26 protein-coding genes are annotated in these 20201 nt (G+C 57.6%); 15 read left to right on the plus strand and 11 right to left on the minus strand.

The window, feature by feature from the left end; all coding sequences use genetic code 11:
- Nucleotides 1-95 precede the first annotated feature (95 nt).
- Nucleotides 96-1811 carry a glycoside hydrolase family 36 protein gene (locus tag LG30_RS0108590; RefSeq protein WP_033130291.1) on the plus strand — a complete coding sequence of 572 codons (1716 nt, stop codon included), beginning with the start codon at nt 96-98 and terminating at the stop codon, nt 1809-1811.
- An 84-nt stretch (nt 1812-1895) separates the two neighbouring features.
- Here the strand turns inward: LG30_RS0108590 and LG30_RS0108595 are convergent, their stop codons facing one another.
- Together LG30_RS0108595 and sbcB are read right to left on the minus strand one after the other, a co-directional pair.
- Nucleotides 1896-2402 (minus strand): hypothetical protein, encoded by a 507-nt coding sequence (locus LG30_RS0108595; protein WP_033130292.1) that lies wholly within the window; start codon nt 2400-2402, stop codon nt 1896-1898.
- A gap of 148 nt (nt 2403-2550) precedes the next feature.
- Nucleotides 2551-3978, minus strand: a complete 1428-nt coding sequence (gene sbcB / locus LG30_RS0108600) for an exodeoxyribonuclease I (RefSeq protein ID WP_033130293.1) — start codon at nt 3976-3978, stop codon at nt 2551-2553.
- A gap of 180 nt (nt 3979-4158) precedes the next feature.
- Here sbcB and LG30_RS0108605 point away from each other — a divergent pair, with 180 nt between their 5' ends.
- Nucleotides 4159-5352: a tyrosine-type recombinase/integrase gene (locus LG30_RS0108605; RefSeq protein ID WP_052100922.1), complete on the plus strand. Its 1194-nt coding sequence runs from the start codon at nt 4159-4161 to the stop codon at nt 5350-5352.
- Here LG30_RS0108605 and LG30_RS22010 read toward each other — a convergent pair.
- From LG30_RS22010 to LG30_RS0108645, 9 genes are all read right to left on the minus strand, one after another.
- Entirely contained in the window at nt 5299-5493 is a 195-nt protein-coding gene (locus LG30_RS22010) for a helix-turn-helix transcriptional regulator (protein ID WP_102948335.1), read from the minus strand. The two genes, LG30_RS0108605 and LG30_RS22010, sit on opposite strands and share 54 nt — an antisense overlap.
- 8 nt (nt 5494-5501) lie before the next feature.
- Nucleotides 5502-5918, minus strand: a complete 417-nt coding sequence (locus LG30_RS0108610; RefSeq protein ID WP_033130294.1) for a hypothetical protein — start codon at nt 5916-5918, stop codon at nt 5502-5504.
- Between the two features lie 87 nt (nt 5919-6005).
- Complete coding sequence (locus LG30_RS0108615; protein WP_052100924.1) at nt 6006-7817, minus strand: DNA cytosine methyltransferase; 1812 nt, start codon at nt 7815-7817, stop codon at nt 6006-6008.
- A complete protein-coding gene (locus LG30_RS0108620) occupies nt 7814-8821 on the minus strand; it encodes a phage N-6-adenine-methyltransferase (RefSeq protein WP_033130295.1) in 1008 nt (335 codons plus the stop codon). Before LG30_RS0108620 ends, LG30_RS0108615 begins: the two co-directional genes overlap by 4 nt.
- Nucleotides 8818-9354, minus strand: coding sequence for a phiTE_072 family protein (locus LG30_RS0108625; protein ID WP_033130296.1), 537 nt, complete (start codon nt 9352-9354; stop codon nt 8818-8820). Before LG30_RS0108625 ends, LG30_RS0108620 begins: the two co-directional genes overlap by 4 nt.
- A complete protein-coding gene (locus LG30_RS0108630; protein ID WP_033130297.1) occupies nt 9351-9695 on the minus strand; it encodes a DUF4406 domain-containing protein in 345 nt (114 codons plus the stop codon). The genes LG30_RS0108625 and LG30_RS0108630 overlap by 4 nt, the downstream gene beginning before the upstream one ends.
- A gap of 210 nt (nt 9696-9905) precedes the next feature.
- Nucleotides 9906-11111 carry a hypothetical protein gene (locus tag LG30_RS0108635; protein ID WP_033130298.1) on the minus strand — a complete coding sequence of 402 codons (1206 nt, stop codon included), beginning with the start codon at nt 11109-11111 and terminating at the stop codon, nt 9906-9908.
- Entirely contained in the window at nt 11101-12165 is a 1065-nt protein-coding gene (locus LG30_RS0108640) for a nucleoid-associated protein (protein WP_052100926.1), read from the minus strand. Before LG30_RS0108640 ends, LG30_RS0108635 begins: the two co-directional genes overlap by 11 nt.
- Nucleotides 12166-12270: 105 nt before the next feature.
- Complete coding sequence (locus tag LG30_RS0108645; protein ID WP_238566404.1) at nt 12271-13008, minus strand: LexA family protein; 738 nt, start codon at nt 13006-13008, stop codon at nt 12271-12273.
- Nucleotides 13009-13045: 37 nt separating this feature from the next.
- Here LG30_RS0108645 and LG30_RS21525 point away from each other — a divergent pair, with 37 nt between their 5' ends.
- The 13 genes from LG30_RS21525 to LG30_RS22015 all read left to right on the plus strand — a co-directional run.
- A complete protein-coding gene (locus tag LG30_RS21525) occupies nt 13046-13252 on the plus strand; it encodes a helix-turn-helix transcriptional regulator (RefSeq protein WP_081966096.1) in 207 nt (68 codons plus the stop codon).
- 11 nt (nt 13253-13263) lie between these two features.
- Entirely contained in the window at nt 13264-13785 is a 522-nt protein-coding gene (locus LG30_RS0108650) for a phage regulatory CII family protein (RefSeq protein WP_052100929.1), read from the plus strand.
- Nucleotides 13785-14066 (plus strand): hypothetical protein, encoded by a 282-nt coding sequence (locus LG30_RS0108655; protein ID WP_238566405.1) that lies wholly within the window; start codon nt 13785-13787, stop codon nt 14064-14066. The genes LG30_RS0108650 and LG30_RS0108655 overlap by 1 nt, the downstream gene beginning before the upstream one ends.
- A 74-nt stretch (nt 14067-14140) precedes the next feature.
- Nucleotides 14141-14311 carry a hypothetical protein gene (locus LG30_RS22370; RefSeq protein ID WP_161785827.1) on the plus strand — a complete coding sequence of 57 codons (171 nt, stop codon included), beginning with the start codon at nt 14141-14143 and terminating at the stop codon, nt 14309-14311.
- Nucleotides 14312-14363: 52 nt separating this feature from the next.
- Nucleotides 14364-15374, plus strand: coding sequence for a helix-turn-helix domain-containing protein (locus tag LG30_RS0108660; protein ID WP_152599138.1), 1011 nt, complete (start codon nt 14364-14366; stop codon nt 15372-15374).
- Nucleotides 15352-15837: a hypothetical protein gene (locus LG30_RS0108665; protein ID WP_152599140.1), complete on the plus strand. Its 486-nt coding sequence runs from the start codon at nt 15352-15354 to the stop codon at nt 15835-15837. The genes LG30_RS0108660 and LG30_RS0108665 overlap by 23 nt, the downstream gene beginning before the upstream one ends.
- Nucleotides 15837-16118: a hypothetical protein gene (locus LG30_RS0108670; RefSeq protein ID WP_033130301.1), complete on the plus strand. Its 282-nt coding sequence runs from the start codon at nt 15837-15839 to the stop codon at nt 16116-16118. The genes LG30_RS0108665 and LG30_RS0108670 overlap by 1 nt, the downstream gene beginning before the upstream one ends.
- A gap of 76 nt (nt 16119-16194) precedes the next feature.
- Complete coding sequence (locus tag LG30_RS0108675) at nt 16195-16905, plus strand: phage antirepressor KilAC domain-containing protein (RefSeq protein WP_033130302.1); 711 nt, start codon at nt 16195-16197, stop codon at nt 16903-16905.
- Nucleotides 16902-17099 carry a DUF3283 family protein gene (locus LG30_RS0108680; protein WP_033130303.1) on the plus strand — a complete coding sequence of 66 codons (198 nt, stop codon included), beginning with the start codon at nt 16902-16904 and terminating at the stop codon, nt 17097-17099. Before LG30_RS0108675 ends, LG30_RS0108680 begins: the two co-directional genes overlap by 4 nt.
- Nucleotides 17096-18088, plus strand: a complete 993-nt coding sequence (locus LG30_RS0108685) for a DUF968 domain-containing protein (RefSeq protein ID WP_033130304.1) — start codon at nt 17096-17098, stop codon at nt 18086-18088. Before LG30_RS0108680 ends, LG30_RS0108685 begins: the two co-directional genes overlap by 4 nt.
- A complete protein-coding gene (locus LG30_RS0108690; protein ID WP_033130305.1) occupies nt 18075-18461 on the plus strand; it encodes a RusA family crossover junction endodeoxyribonuclease in 387 nt (128 codons plus the stop codon). Before LG30_RS0108685 ends, LG30_RS0108690 begins: the two co-directional genes overlap by 14 nt.
- Before the next feature lie 94 nt (nt 18462-18555).
- Nucleotides 18556-19077 (plus strand): antitermination protein Q, encoded by a 522-nt coding sequence (locus tag LG30_RS0108695; protein ID WP_052100936.1) that lies wholly within the window; start codon nt 18556-18558, stop codon nt 19075-19077.
- Between the two features lie 343 nt (nt 19078-19420).
- The coding region (locus LG30_RS22015) for a hypothetical protein (protein WP_152599142.1) at nt 19421-20201 on the plus strand (781 nt) is incomplete at its 3' end.

A 20201-nucleotide genomic window follows, 5' to 3' on the forward strand; every position in this document is an offset into this window, starting at 1 on the left:
TTTAGCAGAGCGCAGGGGGCGCAGAACAGGGTCAACTGGCCCACAGGCTATACAATGGCGACCAGAGTCATTCCTATTCATAAGAAGGAGATCCCATGTCCTCCCCCTCTCTCTTGTCCCGGCTGCGCCTACTGCCTGCCGATCTCGCCCTGCCTCCCCAGCTGTTGCAGACCCCTGAGTGGGACGGCCCCCTGTGCCGGGTGCGGCTCGACAACACCGGCGCCACCCCTGAGCCCGTGCGCGACTGGCTGCTGTTTGACGGCGAGCTGGGTATCTCCCCCGAGGCGGCCATCTACGGCGAGGGATTCCAGATGCTGGCCCAGACCATGGGCACCTGGCAGGCTCCGGCTCCGGTCGGCCGCTGCCCGGATGCGAACGTCTACCGCATCACGGCGGACTTGGGCTATCACACCGTCCACAACCTGCTGCTGGTAGCGCAGGACACGGGCTGGCTGCTGCTGGCATTTGCGAGCTGCCAGCGTTTCGGCGGCGAGTTTCGACTCTATCCGAGTGGCCGGCTGCAGATCCTGATGAACGGCGAGGGACGGCAACTGCTGCCGGGCGAACATTGGCAGAGCGAAGCCCTGCTCTGTCTGGAAGGGCCGGACAGGGAGGCCCTGCTCAGGGAGCTGGCGGACTACATCGAGGCCGAACATCCTTCGCTGGTGGCGGACGTGGCCGCGCGCCCGAGTGGCTGGTGCTCCTGGTATCACTACTATGCGGACGTGAGCGCCGCCGACATTCGCGAGAACCTGGCAGTGCGGGCCGAGCGTTTCCCTGGGCTGCGCTATGTGCAGATCGACGACGGCTACCAGGCCAGGATGGGGGACTGGCTCACTCCCTCCGCCAAGTTCGAGCAGGGGGTAGCGGCGCTTGCGGCCGAGATCCGGGCGGCGGGTTGCGAGCCGGCGCTCTGGGTCGCCCCCTTTATCGCCGAGCCGGGCTCTCGGGTGTTTCAGGATCACCCCGACTGGTTCGTGAAGGGGGATGACGGCCTGCCGCTGCCCTCGGAGCGGGTCACCTACGGCGGCTGGCGCTGCACCCCCTGGTATGTGCTGGACGGCACCCACCCCGAGGTGCAGGCCCACCTCGAGCGGGTGTTCCGGACCCTGCGCGAGCAGTGGGGCATTCACTACTTCAAGCTGGATGCCAACTTCTGGGGGGCCATCCACGGCGGCCACTTCTGCGATCCGTCCGCCACCCGGGTCGAGGCCTATCGCCGCGGCATGGCGGCGGTGCTGCGCGGGGCGGGGGAGGGCGCCTTCCTGCTCGGCTGCAACGCCCCGCTCTGGCCGAGCCTGGGGCTGGTACACGGCATGCGGGTGAGCGACGACGTGGAGCGCCAGGGCCCGCGTTTTCGCCAGATAGCCCGGGAAGCCTTCTGCCGCGCCTGGCAAAACGACCGGCTCTGGGCGCTGGATCCCGACTGTGTCTGCCTGCGGGACCTGCCAAACCAGCGGGCCGGCGAGCATGACTACCAGTTCCACCTCGCCGCCCTGGTGGCGAGCGGCGGCATGGTGTTGGCCGGCGACCGGCTGCAGGATCTTGACGAGGGCCAGGCTGGGCAACTGCACAGGCTGCTGGCCCTGTGCGAGGCGCGCGCGCCGGCGGCCCGTTTCGATGACATGAGTTTCAGCCGTGGCCGGGTGACGCTGCCGGAGGGGGGCGAGCTGCTGTGCCTGTTCAACTGGGACACCGAAGAGAAGACGGTGGAGGTGCCGGCAGGAGCCCTGGACTTCTGGCATGAGCGTCCTGTAGGGCAGCAGGTTGTGCTGCAAGGTGGGCAAGGCAGGGTGCTTAGCTACCGTTAACTGCTGTTAAAGCAGATAAAAAGGCTCCATTAGGAGCCTTTTTACAGGGTGTCGCCTGTTAAAATCAGCCCACGGCGTCCTGGCTTAGAAGTGCCACTCCACGCCGACGGCGTAGTTGGACGAGCCGTAGCCCGGAATGTCGTTGCTGGAGGCCAGCGCCTTGACGGTCAGGCGGTCGCCGAGGGGAATGCCCAGCCCCATGCCGATGGCGACCTCATCGCTCTGATCTCCCATCATGTCGACCCGCAGGGTGCGATAGAGGGAGAGATCCTCGCTCATCTGGGCGTAGATCTGGGACGACTTGTTGTAGAGCTGGCCGAACACTTCCATCTGGAAACCGTTCTGCGCCGTGATGGCGAGCGGGATCCCGGCGAAGCGGTAGAGATCGGAGTGGTTGAAATAGCTGTTGGTGATCAGGGGGGTGAAGTCGGTCTGCTGGTAGAGGGTGCTGAAGTTGCTCTCGATCTGCCGATAGGTCTGCTCCGGCAGGCGCAGCAGATAGTCCGGCACCTCGAAACGTGCCCCGGCCATGGCGGCCATTGGCAGCAGGGCACAGGCGATAAGCGTGAAAGCAGCTGGTCCTGAACGCATCAAACGTAAGATCCCCAAGAGTCGATAACACGGCATCCATGCCGTCAGTGCATACAAATAATTAAATTGTCAGGAGCTTGGCTCCCCTGCTCATTATGTCGTGAGCGCGGGGCGCGTACAGGGCTTTAACTGTGAAATCACTCACATATCAGAGATCTTCGAGGTAGCGATAGAGGCTCTTGAGGATGGCGAAGTTCCGATCGTTACCCTGATTTTGCTCCGCCAGCGCCTCGAGGCGGGGGACATAATCCGGCAGCCGCTGGCTGAAGTAGTCGCTGCAGTGCAGACGCCAGCGCTTCTGCTCGGCTTCGCTTAAGGTGTGTGGCCAGTTGCGGGCGCGATAACGAAACAGCATCTCGGGCAGGCGCGGGTCGCTGAAGGCAAATTCCCGCTCCCCCAGCAGATCCGCCGGGGTGGCGCGCACCAGATCCATGCTGGCCTTGTCGCCGTGACCGAAGAAACCGGCGTAGAGCTGGGTGTCGGGATCCGGATCGCTCTTGCCGGCGAACTCCTGGTTGAACACCTCCACCAGCTTTTCACGCACCTCGGGGTGGGCCCGCAGCAGGTTCAGGCTCTTGCGGCACTGCTCCCGGTCGACACCGAGCTCGTCCGCCCGCTCCACGGTCAGGGTGGCGGCGGGGGCCAGCACCGGGCACTTGTTGATGTGCACCAGCTTGACCGGAATAGCGGCCAGCTCCCCCAGCTCGTCCTTTTTGGTGTAGAGCCGCTCGCGGATCTCGTCGCTGGTGAGCTCGATGAGGGGGGTCGGATCCCGGGTGAGGTCCACCATGATCACCGCGTTCTGGTTGGTCGGGTGCCAGGCCAGCGGTGACACCCAGCTCACGCAGCCCTGCCAGGGGGAGAACATCCCCGAGACGTGGGTCAGCGGCTTCATGGTCACCACGTCGATCAGCGCCTTGACCTTGTTCTTGTTGCGCAGGGCAAACAGGTAGTCAAACAGTTTGGGCTGGGCTTGCTTCACCAGCTTGGCCAGCTCTATGGTGGCCAACACGTCCGACAGCGCATCGTGGGCGTTGGCGTGGGCCACGCCGTTGGCCACCGTCAATTTTTCGAGCCGAAAACTCGGCTTGCCCTCTTCATCGAAGGCCCACTCTATCCCCTCCGGGCGCAGGGCATAGCAGGCCCGCAGCATGTCGAGGATGTCCCAGCGAGAGTTGCCATTCTGCCAGCTGTAGGCATAGGGGTCGTAGAAGTTGCGATACAGGGTGTAGCGGGTCACCTCGTCATCGAAGCGGATGCTGTTGTAGCCCAGCACGCAGGTATTGGGGGTTGCAAACTGTTCGTGGATCTGACGGATGAAGTCCGCCTCGCACAGTCCGTCCTTCATCGCCTTCTGTGGCGTGATGCCGGTGATGAGGCAGGCCTCGGGCTCGGGCAGATAGTCCGCCGGCGGCTTGCAATAGATGACCAGCGGCTCGCCGATGATGTTGAAATCCCCGTCGGTGCGAATGCCGGCGAACTGCGCCGGCCTGTCTTTCGCGGGGCTTATCCCGAAGGTCTCGTAGTCGTGGAAGTAGAATGTGGGCTGGGTGGTCTGCTTCGCTGATGTGCTCATGTGTTCTTTTTTGTTCACGCTTCTGATTGATTTTTCAGGGTTTAGTGTCGTTCTGGTGAGGTGCAGATTCCGAAAACACTTTCATCGTTCACCCAAACTTGACGTTGTTCAATGGCCTGCTGGTACATTATCTGGTACAAAACACCCCATGAAACTGGTACAAAATTTTATGGGGTGGCAATGGCGTTATCAGATAGCTGGCTTCGAGGGGTGAATGGTAAACCATATGCTGGCTCGAGCGAAGTGAACGACGGTGATGGGCTGAGTGTCCGGGTCTCTCCGAAGGGGCTGATCGCGTTCCAGGTTCGGCATGTGGTCGACGGGAAACGGGTCCGGACCTCTCTCGGTCGGTATCCTGCTCTGACCCTGCGCGAAGCACGGATCAAGGCCGATGAGCTCAAAAGTGGTGCCGTACAGATCAGTGCCTCGGGCGACGAGCCCACCCCGGCCGCCCTGTTTGACGAGTGGTTCGAGAAGTATGTGATGCGGGAGTGCCGAGAAGGCACCCAGAAGAACTATCGCTACACCTTCTCGTCGGTGAAGAACCGCTTGCCTAACCGACCACTCAACCATATCACCATGGACATGTGGCTGAGCTATTTCGATGCCATCAGCGAGCGGGCCCCGGGGGTTACCCGTGCGGTGATCACGGGGTTGAAGGCCTGCTTCAACTGGCATATCCGCCGCGGTACGATCAACATGCCCAACATGATGAGTCTGCGGGCCAGGGATGTCGGGGCGCCAGCCAAGACGGGGCACCGGGTGTTGACGATTGCCGAGGTTGCCAAGATCTGGAGGGCCATCGAGGCCAGTCGGGCAGGCACCGGCAACAAGGTGATCCATCTGCTTTGTCTGGTCTATGGCTGCCGGCTATCCGAGGCCAGAACGCTCAAGCGCCAAGACTTGGATTTCGAGTCTATGGTCTGGACGGTGCCGGCTGAGATCAGCAAGACTGGTCGGCCGATTCGCAGGCCCATTACGTCGGTGGGAAGGCAACTGTTTGAAAGAGCTGCGATGGCGTCGGTGGACCCGGTCTATCTGTTCCCTGGTCAAGGGGAGGGGAATGGGCCGCTGGAGATCCACTCGTGTAATCGACTGGTGAGCCGCTTGCGCAGCAACTTGGGGATCCCCCATTGGCGGATCCATGATGCTCGCCGGACCCTGTCGACCCGGTTATCGGAAATGGGGGTGTCGCCCCATATCACCGAAGTGATGCTGGGGCACACCCTGCTTGGCGTGATGGCTGTCTACAACAAGCATGACTGGCTGGAGGATCAAGCGGTTGCCTATGAGCGCTGGTGGACGGTGATTCAGCGAGAGCTAGGCGTTGCCACTGATCCGGTTGTGGCTGTCAATCCAGGCCATGATGTGTGACTTAATCCAGCGCAGTGGCTGATGGTCGATAGGCTTGGGGAATGTGGTATCCCTCATGCGCAGGTGATACAGCGCCGTGCGCCCCTTTCCCAACATGACCATCAGCTCACTCTGGTCAATCTTCTCAATCTGTTCTTGCATGCTTCCTCCTATCTATTCTGCTCATTTGTTTCGACGGCCCAGCGATAGCCACCATGGGTTGCCTGAGAGTTGTTCAGGCACCGGGTGATGCTGACCCGTACAAACCCGCCTGTTCGTTCCGCCTCGACAATGCTGCCGAACCTCACAACCTGCAGCTCGTCGTTGATGCCGATCACCGGCGTCTTGTGCCACTGCGGATCCCGCACCTGGTCCACGTAGAGGCGGCGGGTGTGCCGCCCTCTGCGGTTTTCACCGACCATGCAAAAGTGCTCAACCCGAGTGGTGAAGCGGGTTTCCCTGTGGATCTGGCCCATCACGATGCTGGCCTTGCTGACAGTGAGGGAGAAGGCCGCCGCAACCTCAGCGCTGATGGCGCCTTCCGGTCTGGCATGCACCCACTCTGCAATTTCCTGCACGATGCTCACGCGCTCCCTCCTATATCAGTGCCAGCGCAACGAATGCGGCCAGTGTGTTGAGCGCCAGTATGGTGAGCCCGGCGGCTTGATGCTTGGTCATGCTGCCTTCCTTATCTGCAGGTGCTTGTATGGGTTGTTGGCTCTGGCGATGGCCGCCATCGGCGGCGGGCTGACGCTGTTGCCGACCATCAGAACCTGATCGGTGATGGAAAGCGGGGTGCCATCGTGACCGCGGTCATGGATGTAGTGGCGTGGCATGCCCTGGCAGCCATAGAGCTCCTTCGGTACCAGCATGCGCAGGCCGATATCCACGATCACCCAAGTGTTGCCACACCAGGCCACGGTCACCAGTGCCAGCCGGTCCTTGGTGGTGATGGTGTGCATCGGGTCGGTGACGGCCCCCCACTGCCCACCGCTCGAGTAGTAGCGCATCAGGAAGGCGCTGACCCGCAGGGCCCCGGCCTCTTGCTCCGGTGTCAGGCCAAACTCACCCGGGCTAGCCATCACTGTTTGCACCAGGGCGTGGTGCTGGCCCGCCGAAACGATGGTGGGGAGCTGGCTCTCCGGAGTGCTCGGCGGCAGGTTCTTGCGCAGGTGCACCATGAAAGCGGAGGCCAGTTGCTGCTGGCTACCGCTCGAGGTGATGGTGCTGCATGGGTCAGCCACGGATCTAGCAGGCACGGTGTTGAACCCACCGTTGGCCTGCACCATCAAGGGGGCCGCCAGCATGGACTTGCCACCGCCGCCGGCCATGATGGCCGCAGCAGGTACATCCACCCCGTGCTCGCCTCCTTTACCGAAGTGGCGCACCACAAGAGGGGCCAGACTCGGGTTGCAGACGGCGAACGCGCCACCCTTGGGCCAGCCGGTGATGGTGCGCAGCGGGGCATCAACCGAATCGATACCTCGCCCTGACCAGTTGGCCAGCTCAATGATGAAGGGCTTGGAATTGGTCAGCACCTCGCGGATCACCCCGATCGCCACGCGCTCCAAGGTGGCATCGGCCAGCGGGCGTTTGACATTGAGCCCTTGTGCCCGGGCTTCTTCCTTGGTGAGGAAAATGCTGGGGGTGGGGATCGACCAGTCAATGTGATCCGCCGTCACTCGGTACGGTTTGAGGTGACTGCCTGGTACCGGTGCCTTGCAATGGGTTGGGGCGGGCCAGCAAACGGGCTCCCCGTCTCGGCGGGCAACGAGGTAGAGGCGCTGGCGGCTGGTGGCCGCACCGTAATCGGCTGCATTCTTGACGGTATGGTCCAGTTCATACCCCATGCGTTCGATACTGGCCAGAAAGCGGCGCCAGGTCTGGCCCGCCCGCTTGGGATCCGGTACCAGATACTGCTGCTGGCGTGGCACCCGCTCCCCGGGCTCGGCGATATGCTGCTCGATCTTGGTCTTCTTGCCGCGCAGAACCTCGACCAGCTTGATCACCCGGCCGGTGGCCTTGTCCCGCTTGGCGACGAGGGGCCCCCAGGTGCGCATCTGCTTGACGTTCTCCATGGAGAGCACGGCAGGTTTGCCCAGGGCAAGCCACTTGGTTATCACCCAGGCCAGGCTGCGGATCTCCTGCTTGCGCGGCTGACCGCCAGCGGCCTGGGAGTGGTGGGTGCAATCCGGGCTGGCATGCAGCCAACCGATCGAGCGCCCCGCCAGCACCGTAACCGGATCCACTGCCCAGATATCCTCTTGCAGATGCAGGGCTTCCGGGTGGTTTGCCTGGTGCATGGAGAGCGCCTTGGGGTTGTGGTTGATGGCGATGTGCACCGGGCGACCCAGCCCGCGCTCTAGCCCGGTGCTGGCGCCACCGCCGCCAGCGAACAGATCCACGTTGATGGCAGACTTCAGGTTGAGCGGAGCCCGGCTCACCTTGGCCCTGACGGTACGGGAGCGGCGAGTGGACTTGATCATGCGGTCACCTCATCGTTCAGAGAGAGCGGCAGTTGATTTTCATCCGGGGTCAACAGGTGCCTGGCCATTTGGATGGCGTTCTCGAGGATCACTACACCATCAGTGCCGCTCGCCTGCAGGTTATGGATGTAGCCAGCCAGTAACCGTGTATTGGCAGGTGTGAGCAGGTCAGCTTCATCAATCTGATAGATGACCGATTTGATAGCTGGGTGGTGCTGCCAGTCCTGAAGAGGTTCGATACCTTGGGGTGTGATCACTGGCACCGGTTCGGCCGCAGCAGGCTGATCTTGGATCACAGCCGGTGCCAGCTTGTGTGTGGTGCTCCGGATGACCTGATCGGCGGCCAAGGTGAGCTCTACGGCCTGGCGGTGGATCATGTCGAGAATGATCTGGCCGGTGGTGATGAGGTCGTCACGGCGCAGGCGCGCCTCGGGGCGGCGCTCGCCCTGCCAGGTGGTGTCGAAAATCACCACGGCAGAGGCAAAGCCGCTGGAGCTGGGCTTGTCCTTCTTAGGGTCGCGGGGGACGTACCAGCTCGGCACCTCAAAGCCGATGCGGCCGCTGATGAACTGGATGAAGTCGGCATCCTCCGGCCACCAGGTCTCGCTGGTGGCCGCCTTGATAAGCAGCATGATCTTGGCGCCCAGCGCCCGCTGTTCACAGCAGTAGTTGAGGATGGCCTCCATCCCGGTGATGGGTTTGCCCTCGCTATCCGTGCAGGGGCGCGAATAGGGCGGGTTGGCGTAGGCCACGCCCCCCAGGCGGCGTAGGTCGGCGGCCAGCTCCTGGGTGAGGGCGTTGTCTTCGGCATCGTAGTAGTGCGGCACCAGGTGGTTGCAGTCGTCGGCAAACATGTCGAGTACCACCGGCCCGAGGGTGGGGGCGAACTGGTGGAATAGGCCCCAGGCCAATGCCTTGGGGGTCTGCCACTGGTCGCCGATCTGTTTAAGTTCGTGGTCTGGCTGGACCTGCAGCTCGGCCAGCGCTTGGGCGTAGTGGTTCATGCAGCCTCCTGCCCTTGGGAGATGTACTGGCGTAGCCCTTCGCGAACCGCTTGAATGACGCGGATCAGGTGCGTGTAGTCGGGGTTTTTTTTCTCCGGAAGGTCCATCCACCATTCGTCCCCAAGAACGGCTTCCATCAGCGCCGTGTTGCTGCAGTAGTCATTGGTGAGAGTGATGCTATCTGCCTCATTCCAGAATTTGAGGGCATCGTCCTTTTCCAACTCTCCGCACCGGCGTTGCTGGATAATCTTGCCCCGCAAATACTCGCCAAGCTCACCCATGTTGGTGATCGGCACATGTGAGCGGCAGGTGCTCAGGTTGCCTGCCAAATAATCGTCATCGCATGAAACGAAGAACTGCTCGACACTACGGCCGCCCATGGCGGGCCAGCTCGCTGACCAGCTCTTGCGGAAGCAGGTAATGGTGATCCGGCCGCGCCCTGGCTCGAAGTTCTCAAGGTAGATGGTGACCGGATCCAGGCGGTCGAGCTCGGTCAGACCCAGCTTGGTGTTGGTAGATACCTGGATCTTCATGCCGCCACCTCGGGGCTGGTGGGGTACCAGGCAAAGCCGTCTTCGGCTTGGCGGATGACCTTGCCGCACTTCATGGCGAGGTGGAACTCGGCGATGGCGCCCTGGCTATCGCGCCAGTCGGGGAGCATGACCAGCTCATCGGCGAGCATGAGCATGGGCAGGCAGCAGGCCATGTACTCGGCTTGGGTCAGGCCATCGGGTAGGGTGGCAGGGTTGAGCGGGATATGGCCGTTCTCACGTTGGTGGTTGGCCTCGGCATGGAAGGTAGGGCGGTTGCAGTCAGGAAGGCCGGACATGGGGCCGGCGATGTAGATGCGCTTGCTGTGTTGGTGGTTTGACATGGTTGATCCCGTTCACTGGTGTGTACGAGATAAAATACATTTTGTATATATTCCGGTCAATACATAATGTACTTTTAGGTCCTCGAAGGGGAAACAATGAACCCACCGTGCTGGTGGGCTTCATTTGTGAGGCATGTCTATTGCAACCTAGCAGAAGCGTTAAACCATGTACCTAGGTGTGGTTTGTTCAAACACTATGTGTTAAGAGTACTAGCAAGCTATGCTTTTTATCCACCACCAAGCATCAGGGGTAAGAGAGAAATATACAACATGAGCTAAAACAAAACCGATCGCCAGAACAATAGATATTGCCCATAGGATGCATTTCTGAAAAAAAAGCCGTTTGTCTAACGCTTGAAAAATGTCGTTAAAATTTGACGCAATGGTTTGGTGTTTATTCTTAATTAATTCTTTCTGGCGAGTGATTTCGCTATCTAGAACCTCAAGTGTATGTCGTTGGTTACAAATAAGGAAACTTACTAGGATAACGAAAATCCAACAACCCAATAATACTGCTGAGTTAACCCAAGTCTCATAACTTGTCGCTTTATCCGTGCTTGCATCTTTCATTTGTGTAGCGATAATAACTGTAGCTACAGGAATACCGACCACTTGGTTCTGAATATCGGAAAATACCTTATGTATCTTTCCGGTATATTCAATTTTGGCAGCTTCAAGATCGCTTCTGACTTTGTCATAAGAAAAATTAGAAACAAAAAGTTTATACCCGTCTGAAAATTTCTTTTGAAGCTCAGATAAATGCGACAGTAACTGTTGGAATCGATTCTCTGAAGGGGTGCTCTTTATAAGATTGATTGCTGCATCAGCGAGAATAACAAGTTTTTGCTCTCTATGAGTATCATTTGTGAACGTTTCTACGATCTTTTGCATGACCGAAAAATCAGCAGAAAGAAGGTCTGATGTGTCGTAGCTTATTGGTAATGAAAATTTACCTTCATTAATAAATACTAACTCCTCTCTATCGGAGTCTAAGTATGCGGCAGATTCCTTGAGTAAATTTATAAAGGTAAGCAGCTTCTGATATAGTTGTATATCAGAAGGGACATCTGAATCTCCTCGGCCATATTTACTGTTAATTAAAAAATAACGCTTCGGCTCTTCAATATGAGCTTTTCTGGTTCTGAGTAGGTTATCCAAATCGATAGCCAACACACCAAGACCGATTCTAGGAGAATCTATGCGCACATGTACTTTTTGTCCAACTACTAACTGGTCAGGATCTCCAGAAGTGAGGCATATCCCTGAATCGTCAAGATTCTCCTCCTTCAGAAGCAAGATAAGGGCATCTCTCAAGTCTTGACTTGATAGTTCCAGCAATCCGCTAGTGGCGTTGCTATCGAACACCACGTTGCGGTAAATGCTCAGTAGGAGAGGGAATGTAGCCTTACTCATCATCTCCGTCGTCTTGTCGCAACTCGTTACGTAACCTAGTCTTGAGCTCATCAGGTACGTTGGTGATTGTCAATGTCTCATCAGTATTGAAGAGTACGTGCTTTTCATTTAGTGCGGTCCGATCACATTCGAACTTCCATGACTTGGTTTGACCAGAGAACTTTACCAGCTTTCGTAGTACTCGACGGTCCGGAACAAATCCTTCAGACAGCTTTAGCTCTGGGTCAGACAACTCTTCAACTAGTTCATCAGGTGTGTTAGGCCAAAGCTCATTTGAAAATGCCTGAATATCAAATGGTTCATCTTCTTTAGAAAACTTAGAACATATAGCGTGAGCTTTGCTAAGGAAGGCCTCTTTTTCAATTTCATTCATTTCGCGCTTAGTCGCAAAAGATTCTAGACCTTTTATTAGAGTTGCGGTCTCTGCTGCCGCAGCGACACTATTATCACAACCAAGGAAGGCCTTGAAATAGTCTGAAACTTTGGCTTGGTCCCGTCCTTTCAAAAAGCTTAAGTAGCGTTCACTTCCAGCATTCCAACTGGTCATATCGATCTTGCCCGCTAATCTAAAACCCTTAATATCTAGATAAACGCTATCCTCTACATCCTTTCCCTCAGTCAATGCGGCACCAATCTCATCGGTAAGGATTGCAACAAGTAGATAGTCTGAGGCGTCTCTCTTCGTGTGTGCTATGAAAACGTGGCCACCAGTTGCGGCTGTTTTCATCGCCTTTGCACAGAGTGTCTTCATCATTGATATTGTCAGTTCAATGAAAGATTTGCTTTTCCCTACATAGTATTCCCGAACATACTTTTGAACGGGATAATTTTCTTCATCACTTTCAAAGTGTCCAAACGATTTCCCTGGACGCTTGCCATATACATGAATCAACTGGTCCACTAAACGTTGCACGGTTCTGGTAACAGGAAGCAGGTCATGCCTTTCATCAATAGCTAAAACGCCATCTTTTTTGGTAAGATCGTGGACGATAACACTATTAATTACATTTTGAGATTCAATTATCTCACTAACTTCAATAACAGCTGGTGCCGACATCATATCCCCTTAGTAAACATTTAAAAATGTGGAACTGTTCCCATTACTTTTTTGTTATTTATCCGGGCAATATTAAGGAATGACAACCCTCCATGGTTGAGTCTCCTAGCGGCGTTTTCTGCGGCGGCGGTGTTCCACCATGGTGCCGATAATCTGGATATGTTGGCGATCGGATCGCATGGTGGGGAAGTCGTCATTAAGTGGTACAAGCTCGAAGACTTCCTGCCCATCCTCACCCACCCCTCGGGGACGGTATTTCTTGAAGGTAGCCGCTTCCTCGCCATTTTTGGCCACCACGAAGTCACCTGGGTGGGGGTGTTCATCAGGGTCGATCAGCACCACATCCCCTTCGACAAACTCCGGCTCCATGGAGTGGCCTTTTAGCTCAATGGCAAAAGCCCGGTCGCCAAGTTCGAGATCGGTGGTGATATAGACCCAGTTACCATCGCACTCGCGGATCTCACAGGTCTCTGTCCAGACCCCAGCCTGCACATAGCTTATTACTGGAATACGATGAATGTCGGGTTGGACGATCGCCATGTTCTGTTGATCATCCACGATAGTTCCGTCAATACCTATGTTGATGTTCTTCAGCTCAAGCGCAGCCATGATCTGCAGGATGATATCCATAGAAGGTTCTCGGCGCTTGTTTAGCCAATGACCGATCGCCCCCTGAGTTACTCCTAGCTTTTCAGCTAGTTGCTCCTGAGTGATACCAAGTTTCTTCATCCGGCTCTTAGCCAGACTGTGCCATGTCTCTTTTTCCATACTGAAAATATTACGTTGTGTATTTTTATTGGCAACGCACAAATTGTCATGACTACAAAACGTGGTATAGTACATATCGTATTTATTTGGCCTGAGTGAAACGGAGTCGTTTATGAACAACATCAAGGCACTGCGAGACAAAGCAGGCAAAACACAATCTGATTTGGCTGCTGTAGTTGGCGTCACGCAGGGGGCGGTTGCCCATTACGAAAAGAGTCGTCGTAAACCCGGATTGACCACCTGCCGAAAGATCACATCTGCCATCAATGGCTGGGGGATTAACTGTTCCATCAATGATGTTTTTCCGCCAGAAAGTTGATGAGAACCATCATGACAAAACCCACCAGAACAACCACGAGAGTGAAGCGGGAACACTCCCACCTTTCTGACCCTATTGATGCCGCTTATCAGTTGAGCCGCCGGTACAACATCACCGATCTGGCCCGCCTGATGGGCTCCAAGCGTCCGACCACCCTGAACAACAAGTTCAACCCGGCCTGTGAAGACCACCATCTGACCCTGTCCGAGGCGATGGCGGTGACCGAGCTGACCGGTGACAACGCCATCCTGCAGGCCTGGGCGCTGGCCCGCGGTCATACGCTGGTGGCCCTGCCAGATAGCACGGTGACCGAAGAAGAGCTAGCCGACCAGGTGATGCTGGTGGGGGAGGTGGTCGCGGCAGTGTTTGGGGAGCTGCGCGAGGCGCGGCAAGACGGGGTAATCGACCCTGTGGAAAGGCAAGCCATCACGGGTGCAGTACATAGGGCCATCAAGGAGCTGCTGAGCCTGGAAGAGTCGGTGGCGAGTCAAGTGCGCCCGTTCCCGGGTTCACATGCACAAGGAGAGAAGTGATGAAGGAAGCACAAAAAGAGTGGGCCGGCGCTGCTGTAACAGCCCGACCCGAGGTCCATTTTCGCGGAGAAAAGAACATGGAGAAGCGTACCGAACAAATGTCGATCGCGCAAGGCAGGCGCCGTTCATGCATTCCGCCCACGCTGCCGAGGTTGGTGGTGGGCACTCGGGGGACCTTTTTGGTCTACAGCGGGTTGCGTATTCCTGCCACGGCCGAACAGGTACAACGCCACCTGGCCTGTTTGCAGCAGCACCTGCAGGAGGTTGCCCATGCATCCTGAGATGTTCATCGAGCGCAACGTGGCCTTCGGGGGGATATACCCCGGATGTGGTGCACACCGCGACCCAGGAGGCTGTGAAGCATTTTCGCACCACGCCCTGCTTTGCCAAGGGGCAGGCTTTTGCCAAGTGCCTGGCGGAGGCGAAGAAGATGGCCAAGTTGCTGCAGCGCAAGCTGCGTCAGCAGGAGAAGGACGCCAAGAAGGCGGCCAAACCGAAACGAGTGAAGAAGGTGAGCCATGGGTGAGGTAGTCAGACTGGCGGCCCCGGTGGCCGCCCCTGTTTCGCGAGGATGCAATGTGGCCGACAACCGCCGTAGCGGGTTTGTCCTGCTTTACAAGAGCCTGAAGGAATCTCCGTTCTACCGTGACCCGGTGCGCAAGGCGCTGTGGCTGCACCTGCTGCTGGAGGCGGCGCACGAGCGCTGCGAGGTGACTTTCAACAGCAATCGTCTGCTGCTGCAGCGTGGGCAGATCGTGGGCTCGGCCCGCTCCCTGGGGGAGGCCTGTGGCGTCTCTGAAGACAGTGCCCGCCGATCCCTGGATGCTTTCGAGCAGGAGGGGATGATCAGCCGTTCAAGCAAGCAGGGCACCCGGGGGTACACCTTGGTCACCTTGCTCAACTACGACCCTTACCAGCGCGGAGTTTTAGAACACATTGGCGCGGAGTTGGGCGCGGAGTTGAAACCCGCATCAGGGCAGGGGATGGAGGGGGTATCACAATCTGATGGCGCGGAGTTAGGCGCGGAGTATCACGCCGAAGATCTAAACAAGATAAACAATAAAACAAACAAAGATCTTAAAGACTCTTCGTCACAACTCGCTGACGTGACTTTCGACCAGGTTGGGGATGATCCCGCCACTCTGGGGGTTGTCGATCCCGAACCCAAGTCCAAGACCCGGGTCATTCCTGAGGCGGCCATCCAGACCCCGAACGGCAAGACGTGGGGCAATGGTGATGACCTGATGACTGCGCAGTGGATGTTCAGACGGGTACAACTCATCACCCCGAACGTCCTTGAGCCGAACTGGGTGCAATGGGCCAACGTGATCCGACTGATGCGCATGCTGGACCAGCGCAGCCACCGCGATATCTGCGAGCTGTATGACTGGGTGAGCCGGGATGCGTTCTGGTGCGCCAACGTACTGTCCCCGCAGAAGCTGCGCCAGCAGTGGGATCGGTTGCAGGCCAAGCGTTGCAACCCGTCTGCCAGCCACCAGCGCCCCCTGTCTAACCTTGCGCAAGCCCAACAGCAGGTTCAGGCCTTGCGAGCCGCGGGGGTCGATTATGACGACAACACTCCCCTCTAACGTGACCAGCCTGCCCGTCAATCCGGCCAGTCTGCAGGTGAGCACCGGCATGTCGATGTTCCTGGCCGACGAGCTGTTGCCGTTGATGGCAGGGTGCTGGCCCGCCAGTGCCAGCCAGTTGGATGCCAATGCCCGCGGCGTGGCCATGGCCTGGGGAGTTCAGCTGCGCGGGTTCACTGCCCAGCAGATCCGCGAGGCGGTGCTGGAGCTGGCCGATGATGCCGGTCGCCCGTTCGCTCCTCGCCCGGCCGAGGTCAAGGCCGCCATCCTGCAGCGCAATCCGGTACCGAAGTCTGCCCAGGTTGGCCGTCAGGTCTCCCTGCGGGCTTGCGAGATGCAGGCGCAGGCCCGGGTCTATGTGCGTGATCGCCAGGTGACTGATGAGGCGGTGCAGGCCGATCTTCAGCAGTTGTTGGCCAAGCTACGCCGTGAGGGCGTGACGATTACCGGGAGGATGGCGTGATGGCTGTGTCGCTCAGTGATGCATGTGAGCGGGACATTCGCCATGCCCAGTATGTGCGGGTGGCGGTGTACCCGGAGGTGAAAGACTGGTTGCCGGTGCAGGTGCGCCTCGAGGTGTCGGATTGCCCGAAACAGCTTGGGTTTACCTCACAGGCTCACCGTGCCGGGCACTACCTGGTGCAGGGGGCCGAGCTGGCGGAGGTAGTTAAGGCGGTCAACGCCTTGCGCGGCCAGCAACAGCGGCCCGCCACGTTGGAGATGATCCAATGCGCGATCTCGTGATGCCGGCGTTGTTGCTGTTGTTGCTCGTCGGTCTGGCGTTGTACCTGGCCGCCAATGTTTCGATGGGGGTAGATAGATGGAATTGATGATGCGGGGCGTGACCCCCTTGACGATGACCAGCGTGGAGCTCGCCGAGCTGACCTGCAAGGAGCACAAGAACGTGCTGGCCGATATTCGCCGGATGCTGGTGGAGATTCAATCGGCTGAAAAGTCAGCCGAGTACCAGGACAGCCTTGGTCGTGCCCAGCCCTGCCTGTTGCTGGACAAGGACGAGACCCTTTGCCTGGTGGCCGGTTACAGCGCCCAGCTGCGGATCCTGATTATTCGCCGATGGCAGGAGCTGGAGCAGCAGGCCCACCAGCCCGCCCTGATGATCCCCCAGACCCTGCCGGAAGCACTGCGTCTTGCCGCCGAGCTGGCTGAGCAGAAGATGGCGCTGGAGCAGAAGGTGGCGATGGATGCCCCGGCCGTGGAGTTTGCCAAGCAGATCGCCAGCGTGGAGAAGGGGATTACCCTGTCGGCATTTGCCAAGACGGTGGGCCTTGGCCCCAATACGCTGTTCACCCTGCTGCGTGATAGCAAGATCCTGATGAGTTGCCGCGGTGAGCGCTGGAACCTGCCGATGCAGGAGTATGTGGACCGCGGGTTGTTCGCTACCCGGGAGAGCTCGTTTGACAGTAACGGTGAACGGCGCATCAGTTTCACCCCCCTGATCACCGGCAAGGGCCAGCAGTGGCTGGTGGAAAGGCTGATCCGTGACGGCGTTCTGCGCGGGGTGGCTGCATGACTCATAACCTGGCCCTGCTGCCATCGGCTGAACGGCAGCGCATCGAGTTGATTAAGCAGGCGCACCTGCTGGTGTGGCGCCGGCGCCGCAACGAGATTGGGCGTGAGGTAGTAGTGGCCGCCATCGATGAGGTGGAAGAAGTGCACCGTGAGTGGTTCCGCCAGCGGCTGAACGAGATCAGGGGGAAAGCGTGAACGTAGGCAATACCGTTTTTGTTGAAGCACTGGGGCTGGCCCTGGTGCCGTTGGGTGACAGCCTGCCTGCGGTGCGGCGCCAACTGGCTGGCAAGCAGGTGCGCCTGGTACATGATCAGGGATCCGACCTGTTGGCACAGTTCCCAGAGCTGGTGCCGGCCTTGGCCTGTGCTGCGGTGGTGAATGCTGCAGGCGGGGAGTCGTTGACGGCCAATGCTGCTGATTGTGTGATAGCCGATGGCTGCACGGGAGAATCCGTCACCGTTCTGGTGGAAGGTGTTCACCTGCCGCTGTGCTGGCATCACGACAACGAGCACCACGATGGACAGTTGCCGATCAGCCTCGCCGATGTAGCCGAGTGGCTGGCTCGAGTGGTGCTGCAGCGGCTTGCCGGGTGGTGTGGGGTGGCTGTGCCCGAACTGACTGCCCGGGATCTGTGCTGGTGGGCAACTGTCTATAAGGTGCTTCCATCTTTGCCGGATCCGCTGCTGCGGGCAGCCTGCCGCCTTGCTCCCATCGAGCCGGACCGGAAGTGGTCGCCCCGCGGTAATCGTGAGACAGACGCCCGCTATCTTGATCATCGCCTCGCAGTGGCAGAGCGCGATCCGCTCGCCGATCTGCGGGCCCGTATCAATGCCAAGCCTGCCATCCGCCATATCGACCCCGAGCCCGCGGCCCTGCACCTGGGCAAGCCCAAGCGCCAACGTTGGGAGTGTGCAGCCTACCTGGCCTTTGTGCGGCAGTTGCCCTGTGTGGTGACAGGTCAGCGCGAGGGCATCGAGGCGCACCACGTTGTGGGTCACGGGATGAGTGTGATGGGCAGCAAGGCACACGACTTGATGGCGTTCCCGCTCGCCCACCAGCCACACATGGAGTTGCACCGGATCGGGTGGAAGGCCTGGGAGGCCCAGCACGGTTCGCAGTTGGAGCACGTTATCAACACACTGGAGCTGGCTTGCTCCTTGGGAGTGTTCAATGCCAAAAGCTGATTCATGGACAGTGACCCTGCCATGGCCCCCTTCAACCAACCGGATCTGGCGCAATGTGGCCGTAAGTGGCAAGCCCAGAACCCTGTTGAGCCAGGAGGGGAGGGTCTATCGCAAGGCTGCGGCCGATGCCTGCCTGGTTGCCAAGCTGGCCGGCAAGCAGATCTCCGATCGGTTGGCCCTGCGGCTGGTGGTACAGGCCCCTGACCGGCGAGCCCGGGATCTGGATAACATGGTGAAGGCGGTGCAAGACGCCCTGACCCACGCCGGAGTGTGGCTGGACGATAGCCAGATCGACCGGCTGCTGGTGGAGCGCGGGCCGGTAGTGAAAGGGGGAATGGTGTCGGTAACGGTGGAGGTGATGAGTGCGCTTTGAATATGCAATCGCGATTGGGGATCCTCGTTCTGTGATGCTGCAGGCCTATCAGGCCCAGTCAACGGGGCGTTCTCATTTGACAAAGAGTGATGTGATGACAGCATTGGGATTTGTTCAGAAGCATAACGGGGCAGGCATGGCGCTGGTGATGGCGCGCTACTGCAAGGACCTTGGGGATGCCAAGAAGGCCTTGCTGGCGGTGCAGGCCGAGTGCACCAAGCTTGCTCCCCGCTATGTGGGGGCCAACAAGGAACGTGGCCACGGCATGGCCTTGCGCCGGGTGGCCGAGTTGGCCCTGGAACACTACTGCCGCACGGTGGACACGCCGGGGGCGGCCTGTCACCCGCAGTTCTGCAGGGGGAGGGGAGTGATCCGCGACCTGGAACTGAGCCTCCTGCACGGCAAGGCGATCGATAAGGTCTGCCCACGCTGCAACGGTACCGGCCTGCGCCCCATCCCGGGCACCCAGATCAGACGCGCAATTGAACTGTTGGCTGGTGGACTGACCCGTGGGCAATGGGAGCGGGGCTGGTATCCGCTCTATCTGGCGGTGCTGGCCTGGTGCCATGTGCAGGAGAGTGAGACTGAGAATATGTTCACTTCTGTCATTTTTTAACCCAATAAATTCAATTGATTACATGTCTTTTTTGAGGGAGTGGGAGAGGCTAGAACGTGCCTTGGTTCAAAATAATGATCTATCAGGTTCTAATTTACTCCCGGTCTCGTATAGTATGTACGCAAAGAGGCTGTCTCATGAGAGGCCATTCATGTTCAGCATAGTTATTCAAAATTCGATGTAAAAGCAGCAATCTGGGGGCTGTAACTCAGTGGCGGTAGCAAATCCAGCTCCTTATTTTTGTTGCTTGTTGCGTTAAAAAATGAATTTGCCAGTCAATGCTGGTTATTTTTAGTTTCAAAAAAACATAAACATAAATAGCAATAATTTAGAGAGCAGCACGGTGACCACTACAGTATTTAGAAACTCGAATGGTAATGTGACAATGGCGAGTGATAGCAGGGTCACATGGGTAAATGGAGACAATCTCCCAATACAGTGGTTTGATTCAACTGATTTTTTAAAAACGCTCACTATTGATGGTGTGATGTATGGTTTTGCTGGAACGAATTTTATGTTCAAAATGTTCCTGCAAAATTATACTACAGCGCAGCAATCCGAGTTTGTTCTTGATACATTGGTTTCATTTGCCAAGAGCAATAGGGTTCAGTTTTTCATTATTCGCTTCGATGGCGTTTCACTTAAATTATTTGCATATTCCCCACCCGAATCTGGCAACCCAGAAATATTGCGTACATCTAGAGATCCTGCAATTGAAAAGACCATTTATGCAATTGGTTCTGGGAAATATGCAAAGGAATTTAGTAAAAATAAGACAGCTATCAATGCTCAAGTTCCGATTCGTCGGATAATAGCAGCGAATATAATTGGTTTGAAAAAAAGCAGAGTGTCAGAACTTGATAAGGTAGCAGCCTTAAGACCTCTAACACTTGAACAATCATCTATGGCATACCATGCTTGCAAAAGTAAGGGTGGTGATATTTTTACCGGCGGAGAGGTTAATATGACTCAACATGCAACACAGCAGCAAATCCAAAAACAGATAGATATTCTTGACCGTATGGATCAGAGAGCAAAAGCTGTTGGTGCAGTGTGTGCTAGTCCCGTTGATGCTACACTGGAAGTTAAACAGCTACAGCTTATGGGTCAATACTCTGTTAGTC

It is taken from the genome of Aeromonas aquatica (genome assembly GCF_000764655.1).
Lineage (GTDB): Bacteria > Pseudomonadota > Gammaproteobacteria > Enterobacterales > Aeromonadaceae > Aeromonas > Aeromonas aquatica.

Coding starts and splice junctions, on each gene's coding strand:
- LG30_RS0108695 (WP_052100936.1), top strand. CDS start 18,556: ATGACAGCATTGGGATTTGTTCAGAAGCATAACGGGGCAGGCATGGCG.
- LG30_RS0108595 (WP_033130292.1), bottom strand. CDS start 2,402: ATGCGTTCAGGACCAGCTGCTTTCACGCTTATCGCCTGTGCCCTGCTG.
- LG30_RS0108670 (WP_033130301.1), top strand. CDS start 15,837: ATGGCTGTGTCGCTCAGTGATGCATGTGAGCGGGACATTCGCCATGCC.
- LG30_RS0108635 (WP_033130298.1), bottom strand. CDS start 11,111: ATGATGAGTAAGGCTACATTCCCTCTCCTACTGAGCATTTACCGCAAC.
- LG30_RS0108680 (WP_033130303.1), top strand. CDS start 16,902: ATGACTCATAACCTGGCCCTGCTGCCATCGGCTGAACGGCAGCGCATC.
- LG30_RS0108675 (WP_033130302.1), top strand. CDS start 16,195: ATGGAATTGATGATGCGGGGCGTGACCCCCTTGACGATGACCAGCGTG.
- LG30_RS22010 (WP_102948335.1), bottom strand. CDS start 5,493: ATGCAAGAACAGATTGAGAAGATTGACCAGAGTGAGCTGATGGTCATG.
- LG30_RS0108615 (WP_052100924.1), bottom strand. CDS start 7,817: ATGATCAAGTCCACTCGCCGCTCCCGTACCGTCAGGGCCAAGGTGAGC.
- LG30_RS0108630 (WP_033130297.1), bottom strand. CDS start 9,695: ATGTCAAACCACCAACACAGCAAGCGCATCTACATCGCCGGCCCCATG.
- LG30_RS0108640 (WP_052100926.1), bottom strand. CDS start 12,165: ATGTCGGCACCAGCTGTTATTGAAGTTAGTGAGATAATTGAATCTCAA.
- LG30_RS0108690 (WP_033130305.1), top strand. CDS start 18,075: ATGCCAAAAGCTGATTCATGGACAGTGACCCTGCCATGGCCCCCTTCA.
- LG30_RS21525 (WP_081966096.1), top strand. CDS start 13,046: ATGAACAACATCAAGGCACTGCGAGACAAAGCAGGCAAAACACAATCT.
- LG30_RS0108620 (WP_033130295.1), bottom strand. CDS start 8,821: ATGAACCACTACGCCCAAGCGCTGGCCGAGCTGCAGGTCCAGCCAGAC.
- LG30_RS0108655 (WP_238566405.1), top strand. CDS start 13,785: ATGAAGGAAGCACAAAAAGAGTGGGCCGGCGCTGCTGTAACAGCCCGA.
- LG30_RS0108645 (WP_238566404.1), bottom strand. CDS start 13,008: ATGTACTATACCACGTTTTGTAGTCATGACAATTTGTGCGTTGCCAAT.
- LG30_RS0108605 (WP_052100922.1), top strand. CDS start 4,159: ATGGCGTTATCAGATAGCTGGCTTCGAGGGGTGAATGGTAAACCATAT.
- LG30_RS0108625 (WP_033130296.1), bottom strand. CDS start 9,354: ATGAAGATCCAGGTATCTACCAACACCAAGCTGGGTCTGACCGAGCTC.
- LG30_RS0108650 (WP_052100929.1), top strand. CDS start 13,264: ATGACAAAACCCACCAGAACAACCACGAGAGTGAAGCGGGAACACTCC.
- sbcB (WP_033130293.1), bottom strand. CDS start 3,978: ATGAGCACATCAGCGAAGCAGACCACCCAGCCCACATTCTACTTCCAC.
- LG30_RS0108590 (WP_033130291.1), top strand. CDS start 96: ATGTCCTCCCCCTCTCTCTTGTCCCGGCTGCGCCTACTGCCTGCCGAT.
- LG30_RS0108665 (WP_152599140.1), top strand. CDS start 15,352: ATGACGACAACACTCCCCTCTAACGTGACCAGCCTGCCCGTCAATCCG.